The sequence below is a fragment of the Mesorhizobium sp. M7A.F.Ca.CA.004.04.2.1 genome (assembly GCF_004022825.1).
In the GTDB taxonomy this organism is placed as follows: domain Bacteria; phylum Pseudomonadota; class Alphaproteobacteria; order Rhizobiales; family Rhizobiaceae; genus Mesorhizobium.
On the sequence record NZ_RZPH01000153.1, the window covers coordinates 1 to 8,666 of the forward strand.

General features: G+C 63.6%; 6 protein-coding genes, 2 tRNA genes and 1 pseudogene. All 9 read left to right on the forward strand.

What is annotated here, in order from left to right; genetic code table 11:
• The coding region (locus EN893_RS09725; protein WP_128361516.1) for a caspase domain-containing protein at positions 1–2,894 on the forward strand (2,894 nt) is incomplete at its 5' end.
• A 103-nt stretch (positions 2,895–2,997) separates the two neighbouring features.
• Positions 2,998–3,546: a histidine phosphatase family protein gene (locus tag EN893_RS09730; RefSeq protein ID WP_127267431.1), complete on the forward strand. Its 549-nt coding sequence runs from the start codon at positions 2,998–3,000 to the stop codon at positions 3,544–3,546.
• Positions 3,547–3,775: 229 nt separating this feature from the next.
• Positions 3,776–3,849, forward strand: a tRNA-OTHER gene (locus tag EN893_RS09735).
• A 2-nt stretch (positions 3,850–3,851) separates the two neighbouring features.
• A tRNA-Asn gene (locus EN893_RS09740) sits at positions 3,852–3,921 on the forward strand.
• A gap of 352 nt (positions 3,922–4,273) precedes the next feature.
• On the forward strand, positions 4,274–5,416 hold the full coding sequence (locus EN893_RS09745) for a slipin family protein (RefSeq protein WP_023812260.1): 1,143 nt from the start codon (positions 4,274–4,276) through the stop codon (positions 5,414–5,416).
• Positions 5,417–5,648: 232 nt separating this feature from the next.
• Positions 5,649–5,930 carry an acyl carrier protein gene (locus EN893_RS09750; protein WP_010909964.1) on the forward strand — a complete coding sequence of 94 codons (282 nt, stop codon included), beginning with the start codon at positions 5,649–5,651 and terminating at the stop codon, positions 5,928–5,930.
• 56 nt (positions 5,931–5,986) lie between these two features.
• On the forward strand, positions 5,987–7,177 hold the full coding sequence (locus tag EN893_RS09755; protein ID WP_127267432.1) for a beta-ketoacyl-ACP synthase: 1,191 nt from the start codon (positions 5,987–5,989) through the stop codon (positions 7,175–7,177).
• A gap of 51 nt (positions 7,178–7,228) precedes the next feature.
• Positions 7,229–8,500 carry a beta-ketoacyl-ACP synthase gene (locus EN893_RS09760; protein WP_027039033.1) on the forward strand — a complete coding sequence of 424 codons (1,272 nt, stop codon included), beginning with the start codon at positions 7,229–7,231 and terminating at the stop codon, positions 8,498–8,500.
• A 37-nt stretch (positions 8,501–8,537) separates the two neighbouring features.
• A pseudogene (locus EN893_RS09765) lies at positions 8,538–8,666 on the forward strand (NADPH:quinone oxidoreductase); the annotation flags it as partial.

An 8,666-nucleotide genomic window follows, 5' to 3' on the forward strand; every position in this document is an offset into this window, starting at 1 on the left:
TGGCGCTGATCATCGTCCAGTCGCATTACCTGCACATCGCCGCCCTGCCCAACCCCGCCAACGACGCCCGCGACATGGCCAAGATGCTGACCGACCTTGGCTTCGACGCCCGCAGCGTCACCGACCGCGACGCCACCAAGCTGAAGCGCGACCTGGAGCGGTTCACCGAAGATGCCGACGGCGCCGATGTCGCCTTCATCTACTACTCCGGTCATGGCATCGAGGCCGGCGGCGAAAACTATCTGGTTCCGGTCGATGCCGACGTCCCGTCGCTGAAGGATGCCGGCACCAGCCTTGTGCCGATATCGGCCGTCATGGAGGCATTGAAAAAGACAGTGCCGGTGACGATCATGCTGCTCGATGCCTGCCGCACCAATCCATTCCCCGCGGATGCCATGGTACGGCGCTCACCGACCGCTTCCGCCTCGCCCATAGGCGCCGGCGGGTTGGAGCCGGTGCGCGGCGCCAAGGCGCTCGGCAATGCACCGGCGGCCGACGCGAGCCTGGGTACAGTGGTCGGCTTTGCCGCAGAACCGGGTCATCCTGCACTTGATGGCGCCGCCGGCGAAAACAGCCCTTACGCGTCCGCCCTGCTGCGCCACCTCGCGGCGATGAAGGGCACCGAATTCGGCTCGGTCATGCGCATGGTGACCGAGGAGGTCTATCTCGACACAAAAGCGAAGCAGCGTCCCTGGATCAATGAAAGCCTGCGCCGGCTGCTCTATTTCGGCGTCGCACCAGTGGAGCCGACCGGCGACGACGGACTGATCACAGGCGAAAGGCGCCAGCTCCTGCTGACGATTTCCGGCCTGCCCGACCCGAAACGGGCGCAGGTGGAACTGGCCTCGCTGCAGGAAGGCGTGCCGCTCGACGCGCTTTATGGCGTGCTGAAGGCGCTCGGCACGGACAAGATCCCCGAAGACCCGACCGACCTGCAAAAGGTGCTCGACGCCCAGGCCGAGCGCCTGAAGAAGATGATGTCCGAGCGTGCAGCACTGCGCACCGACGATCCGGAGATCAAACGGCTTGTCGCTTCCGCCGACAAGGCGATCGGCCAGGGCGCCATCGTGACGGCGCGCAAATTCCTCGACGATGCGGTCGGCCGGGTCGAGCAGACCAACGATGCGGTCGATCAAGCCGAGGATCTCGTCAAGCAGAAGCGTCTTGCCGACGCCGCGATCTATGCCAGGCGCGCCGATGCCTCGGGGCTGGTCTTCGATTACAAATCCGCTGCCGGCGACTATGCCAAGGCGTTTTCGCTGGCCGGAAAATGGGACGACAAGCTGCGCTGGAACTACAAGAACCAGGAAGCCGAGGCGCTCAACGCCTACGGCTACGCCACCGGCGACCTCGATGCGCTGCAGCACGCCATTGAGGCCTATCGCACCATCCTGAACTTCATCCCCAATGGCGAACAGAATCGCGACTGGGCCATCACCCGCAACAACATGGCGGTGGTGCTGCAGACCATCGGCGAGCGCGAGACGGAGACCGCGCGCCTTGAAGAGGCAGCCCGGATCTTTCGCGATTCCCTTGTCGTGTTCGAGCGCGAGAAGGACGACCTCAACTGGGCCGCCGCGCAGAACAATCTGGCCAATGTGCTGTTGAAGATCGGCGAGCGCGAGAGCGACCCGAAGCGCCTGAACGAGGCGGTTGTGGCGATGCGCGCGACGCTCCAGAAACGCCCACGCGAAAAAGTGCCGCTCGAGTGGGCCGCTTCGCAGAACAATCTCGGCCTGGCGCTCTATGCGCTTTCCGAGCGCGAGGCCGCCGGCGAACATCTGACGCAAGCCGAGGCGGCCTACCGGCTGGCACTTGAGGAATACACACGCGAAACGGCGCCGGTGGAATGGGCGATGGTCGAGAACAATCTCGGCAACACGCTGGTGTCGCTCGGCATTCAGCTCAACGACAAGGCGAAGATAAACGAAGCGGCCGACGCGTTCCGTGCCGCGCTCGAGGTGCGAACCCGTGAGACCTTCCCCGTCTCATGGGCGACCAGCAGGCTCAACCTCGGCAACGCGCTGAGCGGCGTCGCCCGCTTCGATATGGGCACCGGCGCGCTTGAAGAGGCCGCGGCCGCCTATGATGACGCACTGACGGTCTTTACCCGGCAGCGTTTCCCGATGGACTGGGCGTCGGCGCAGAACAATCTCGGTTCGATCTACCAGACGCTTGGCCAGCGCACCCGCGACGCGGCCAAGCTGGAGCAGTCGGCGAGCGCCTTCCGGGCGACCCGGCAGGTCTATGTCAGACGGAAATTCCCTCGCGATTGGGCAATGAGCCACTACAATCTCGGCAACACGCTGCAGCTTCTGGGCGGCGTGACCGACAAGCCGGAACATTATGGTGAAGCCATTGCCGCCTACCGCGATGCGTTGCGCGAGTACAAGCGCGAGACGAATCCCCGCCAATGGGCGCTAGCCCAGGCCGGCCTCGGCTCGACGCTGCACTGGCTGAGCATGAGCAATGCCGACTCCAGGACCCTGCTTGAGTCCATAGCGGCCCGCCGGGCAGCCCTCGAAGTACTCACCGTCGACGCGGCACCGGTCGACTGGGCCAACGCCCAGAACGGCATCGGCATGAGCCTGCTCAACCTCGGAAATCTCGAACGCACCGGCAAATATCTCGGTGACGCCGAGGCCGCCTTCACGGCGACGCTGAAGGTATTCTCGAGGGAAGGCCTGCCCATGCAATGGGCCTTCGCGCAGAACAATCTCGGTGACGTCAGCTGGAACCGAGCCAGCTATGGCGGGGGCAAGGCCGAATATCAAAAGGCGATCGAATTCTTCGAGAACGCCAAGCAGGGCTTTACCGAAGCCGGCTACACGATCCCCATCCCGCTCACCGACCAGAAGATCGATCTGGTGAAGAAGCAGATGGCGAAGAAGTAGGTCTACGCATCCCGCCGACCGCGCCTTGTCTTTCGGCTGGCTTTACCGTCCCTATATGTCCCGTCACCGGAACCCATTGCCGGGAACCGGAGAAGGATAGCGGATGATTCGATTTGCCTTGGCGTTGTTCCTGTTTCTTATTCCCGGCGTAGCCCACGCCACGGATGCAGGCTGGGCGCTGCTGCGCGATGGCGGACATGTCGTGCTGCTGCGCCATGCCATGGTCACCGGCACCACCGACCCGGCCAATTTCGACATCGACAGTTGTGCCACCCAGATGAACCTGTCGGCGCGTGGCAAGCAGCAGGCGAGCAAGATCGGCGCTCTGTTTGCCGCCCGTGCGGCACCGATCGAGCGTGTGCTGTCCAGCCGCTATTGCCGCTGCCTCGACACTGCCCGCATCGCCTTCGAGGCCGAGCCGGAGCTGTTTGCTCCGCTCGATCTCCTGAAGGGCGACGAGGCGCAGAAAGCCGCGCAGATCGCGGCGATCCTCAAAGAAATCCGCGCCTATTCCGGCTCCGACAATCTGGTCATGGTTACCCATCTGGAAGACATCGTGGCGCTGACCGGCATCTCACCGCGCGAAGGCGAGGCCGTGGTCGTGGAGCCGCAGGGCGATGGCCTGCGCGTGCTCGGCCGCGTCACCTTCTGAGCGCCCTGCGCGCGATCGCTGACGTCGAAAGCGGTGTTGCCTAAATGCCACCGCCGCAAGAAGCCGCAAATCCGCCACGACAATGCCGCTTGCGACAACCCGTCGCAGGGGCTATAGGCGCGCTCCCGGTCACGAGAACCGAAGTGAGCACAACGGTTGGAGCTTTCGCCTCCGCCCGTGCAGGCGGCTTTGCCGCCCTGTATACGGCGCTGCTTTGGGGATTGGGATCGCGGATGTAGCTCAGCGGGAGAGCGCCGGATTTGGGTCCGGAGGTCGGGGGTTCAATTCCCTTCATCTGCACCACGGATAGCTCAGTTTGGTTAGAGCATCAGATTGTTAATCTGACTGTCGAAGGTTCGATTCCTTCTCCATTGGCCTGAAAAGCCATCCGAAAAACGGTCCGGGGACTGGAATGCGAAAGACTGGACGGATGGCCCAAGCCCTCGGGCGCGGATCATCCCAAGCGTCTTTCGCCATCGGCTCGCGGCCAGGCCCGCGGTGACGATCAAGGCGCAGCGTCGCCGGCAAGGGAGGCCAAGGCCTCCGGCGCCCGCTTCACTGCCCCGCGATCCGCTCCCGAAGGCCCGCCACGGATTGATGCCACCAGTCCCCGGATCATTCGTGCCCGGGCTGTGACGCAAGAGACGACGTGAAACGAGAAACGAAAGGAACGATCGACGCATGACTTGACGCCTCGCATGGGGCCATGCCCGACAGGAGTAAGACAATGACAATTCTCGACAAGGTTCTTGGGCGCGAGCGCGTCCTCGTAAAGGAAAACGAACGTGCCCTCACCCTCCACAAGGGGGAAATCAAGACTGTCCTGCTGCCGGGCGAGCACTGGCTCGCCAACCGGCGCGGCAGCCTCGAAGTGTCCCGGCACGATCTGAAGAACCCGGAATTCGTTTCGGCATACGAGAAGGCGTTGTTCGACAAGCTCCCGGATGTGGCCGCGCGTCATTTCACCGTCGTTCGCACCGGGCGCACGGATGTCGCCATCATCGAGCGCGACGGCAATCTGCACGCCGTGCTGGCGCCGGACCGCAAGCTGGTGCTGTGGACGGATGCCGGCCCGTGGAAGGTGACGCTGATCGACACATCAGTCGATCTCGCCATCGATGCGGCGGTCATGCGCCGGCTCGGCCAGGCCCGGAAGGCGGAATTGATGTCCGTCCATCCGGTCGTCGACGGTCAGGCCGGACTGCTGTTCATCGACGGTGTTCTGGTCAGGACGCTGACGGCGGGCGTGCATGGCTTCTGGAACGTCGGACGCATGGTGCAGATCAAGGTCGTCGACCTCAAGCGCCAGTCGCTCGACGTTGCCGGGCAGGAAGTGCTGACCAAGGATCGCGTGACGATCCGCGTCAACATCGCGGCCGAATACCGGGTCGTCGATCCTGTCAAGGCGGTGAGCATGGTGAAGGACTTCTCCGAAGCCCTTTACCGCGCCCTGCAGTACGCCTTCCGCAAGACCCTTGGCGCGCTGACACTCGATCAGATCCTTGAAAAGAAGGTGACGATCGACGAAGAGGCCGCTGGCAAGGTCCGCGCCGATATGGCCGAGATCGGGGTGGAGGTCAGCGATATCGCGCTCAAGGATGTCATCCTGCCGGGCGAGATGCGCGAGATCCTCAACCAGGTGGTGTCGGCCGAAAAGCAGGCCGAGGCCAACATCATCCGTCGCCGCGAGGAGACGAACGCGACGCGTTCCCTCCTCAACACGGCCAGGGTGATGGCGGAAAACCCGGTGATGCTGCGGTTGAAGGAGCTCGAGGCTCTGGAAACCATCGCCGGCAAGGTCGAGCGGCTGACCGTCCACAACGGAACCGGCGGGCTGCTGAACGATCTGGTCAAGCTCCGCGACAGCTGATGCATGTCGCCCAAAGTGGTTCCGGTTTTGGAAAAACGACCTGCATCGAAACAAAGGCTGACGTGACGTCAACAGAAGGGCCGCCGGGTAAACCGGCGGCCCTTCTTGCGTTTCCTGGATGCCCTACCCATCTGCGCCCGGCGCATCAGGCCTTTTCCTGCCGGGAAAAACCGATTAGACAGCGCCCAAACAAGATGCGGACAGATTCCGCCCGCAACCGAAGGAAAAGCCCTTGTCCACCACGTTCGACAAAGTCGCCAAGATCATTGCCGACACCAGCGAGATCGATATCGACACGATTACGCCCGAGAGCCACACGATCGACGATCTCGGCATCGACAGCCTCGATTTCCTCGACATCGTCTTTGCCATCGACAAGGAATTCGGCATCAAGGTGCCACTGGAAAAGTGGACCCAGGAGGTCAATGACGGCAAGGCTTCGACGGACGATTACTTCGTCATGAAGAACCTGTGCGCCAAGATCGACGCGCTGGTTGCCGCCAAGACCGCCTGACATCGGTTGAGCGTTCGATCTTGACGCGCTCTGCCGCCTGACCCACAAAGCCGCACATGAGCAGCCCCCGCGACGTCGTCATATCAGGTATCGGCCTTGTCTCCTCGCTGGGGGAAGGTCCGGACGCCCATTGGCAAAAGCTCGTGCAGCCGGGGCTGGAACCGGTGCTCGAAGCGGCGCGCTTTGCACCCTATACCGTTCATCCATTGCCGGAGATCGACTGGAACCTGCAGATCGCCAAACGTGGCGATCAGCGCCAGATGGAAACCTGGCAGAGGCTCGGCACCTATGCCGCAGGCCTGGCGCTGGACGACGCCGGCATCAAGGGCAATGACGAACTCTGCACGACCATGGACATGGTCGTGGCCGCGGGCGGCGGCGAACGCGACGAGGCGGTCGATGCCGCCATTCTCGCCGCGTCGGAAAGCCGCAACGACCGCGATGTGCTGATCAACGAGAAATTGACCACCGAATTGCGGCCGACACTGTTCCTGGCGCAGCTTTCCAATCTGCTCGCCGGCAACATCTCCATCGTCCACAAGGTGACCGGCTCATCCAGAACCTTCATGGGCGAGGAAGGTGCCGGTGTCGCCGCCGTCGAGACAGCAGCCGCGCGCATCCGCTCCGGCCAGTCGACGCACATCCTGGTCGGCGGCGCCTTCCAGACCGAACATTCCGACATGCTGCTCGGCTATGAACTCGCCGGCTATCTGCATCGCGGCCAGTGGAAGCCGGTCTGGCAAAGACAGGGGGCTGAGGGCGGCGGCGTCGTGACTGGATCCGGCGGTGCCTTCCTGGTACTGGAGCAGCGCGAACACGCGATAAGCCGCGGCCGCAAGATCTATGCCGAGCTTGGGCCGGTCGTCTCCGGCCGCGCCAGGCGCCCACGGGGAGAACTCGACGCCCAGATCGCCGCCCTGCTCAAGCAGGCTGCAATGCCGAACGGCAAATTGCTGGCCATGTCGGGCGCGTCGGGCGCCCATACGGCAACCATCGCCGAGAAAGCCGCGCTCGATGCCAATCCGGCGATTGCCGCGCGCGGTTTCTCGACGCTGACCGGACACATGAAGGAAGCACAGTTTCCCTTCGCTGTGGCACTGGCGGCGCTGGCCGTCGATCGCAAGGCCGCCTACCCTGTTTTTGATGCCGCAGCCGAGAAGCCGTTCGAAGGGGTTCCCGCAACCGTCCTTGCAACGGCGATCGGCTATCACCAATTCGAGGGCATGGCGCTCGTCAACGCCGCCTGAGGCGGTGGTCCACGATCCATGCCGCAACGATAGACGATCGAGGGCTACCGCATGGCCAATCTGAACGATCATATGGGCAGGCCGATCGTTGCCGTCACCGGCATCGGCGTGGTGACCTCGCTTGGCGTCGGCAAGGCCGATAATTGGGCGGCGCTGACCTCGGGCAAGTCGGGCATCCACCCGATTACCCGTTTTCCGGTCGATCATCTCAACACCCGCATCTCCGGCATGGTCGACTTCCTGCCGTCGAGCTCGAAGGGCTCCAGCCATCTCACCTATGAACTGGCGGAAACCGCCGCGCGTGAGGCCGTGGCCGAGTCCGGCCTCGATTCCGGTGATTTTGGTGGTCCTCTCTTCCTCGCTTCACCGCCGGTCGAACTCGACTGGCACGACCGCTTCGCGCTCTACAATTCCAATGATTTGGACTCCGGCGGCGAACGGCTGCTGCGGGTGGCGCGCGGATTGAAAGAACTCGACTTTTTCGAGACCACGCAGTTCGGCTCGATCGCCGGCCGGCTTGCCGACCGTTTCGGCACCCGCGGGCTGCCGATCACGCTGTCGACCGCCTGCGCTTCCGGCGCCACCGCCATCCAGCTCGGCGTCGAGGCGATCCGCCGCGGCGAATGCGACCGCGCGCTGTCGATCGGCGCCGACGGTTCGGCGACCGCCGAGGCGCTGATCCGCTTTTCGCTGCTGTCCGCGCTGTCGACCCACAACGACATTCCCGAAAAGGCGTCAAAACCTTTCTCCAAGGACCGCGACGGCTTTGTCCTCGCCGAGGGTTCGGGCGCGCTGGTACTGGAATCACTGGAAACCGCACTCGCGCGCGGCGCCACGATTCTTGGCATCCTGCGCGGCTGCGGCGAAAAGGCGGACGATTTCCACCGCACCCGCTCGAAGCCGGACGCTTCGCCGGCGATCGCGGCGGTTCGTGCTGTGCTAGCCGATGCCGGCTTGAGCCAGGACGAGATCGACTACGTTAACGCCCACGGCACCTCGACGCCGGAAAACGACAAGATGGAGCATCTGTCGCTGTCGACGGTGTTCGGCGAACGGATCGGCTCGATGCCGGTCTCGTCGAACAAATCGATGATCGGCCACACGCTGTCGGCGGCGGGCGCCGTCGAGGCGGCGTTCTCACTGATGACGATGCGCGAAAGCGTCATCCCGCCGACCATCAACTATGACAATCCCGACCCCGCGATCGTGCTCGACGTGGTGCCGAACAAGAAGCGCAATGCCGAGGTCCGCACCGTGCTGTCGAACTCCTTCGGCTTCGGCGGCCAGAACACTTGCCTTGTCATGGCGCGGGAACCGGTCTAAGCGACCTTTTTCAGCCAGACCGAAACCGACAGGCCCAATGCGCGCATTGCAACTTATCGAGGACCGCCGTCTTGAAACGGTGGACCTGCCGCCTCCCCCACCGCCGGCACTTGGCGAAGTCACGCTGCGCATCAAGGCGGTGGCGCTGAACCATATCGACGTCTGG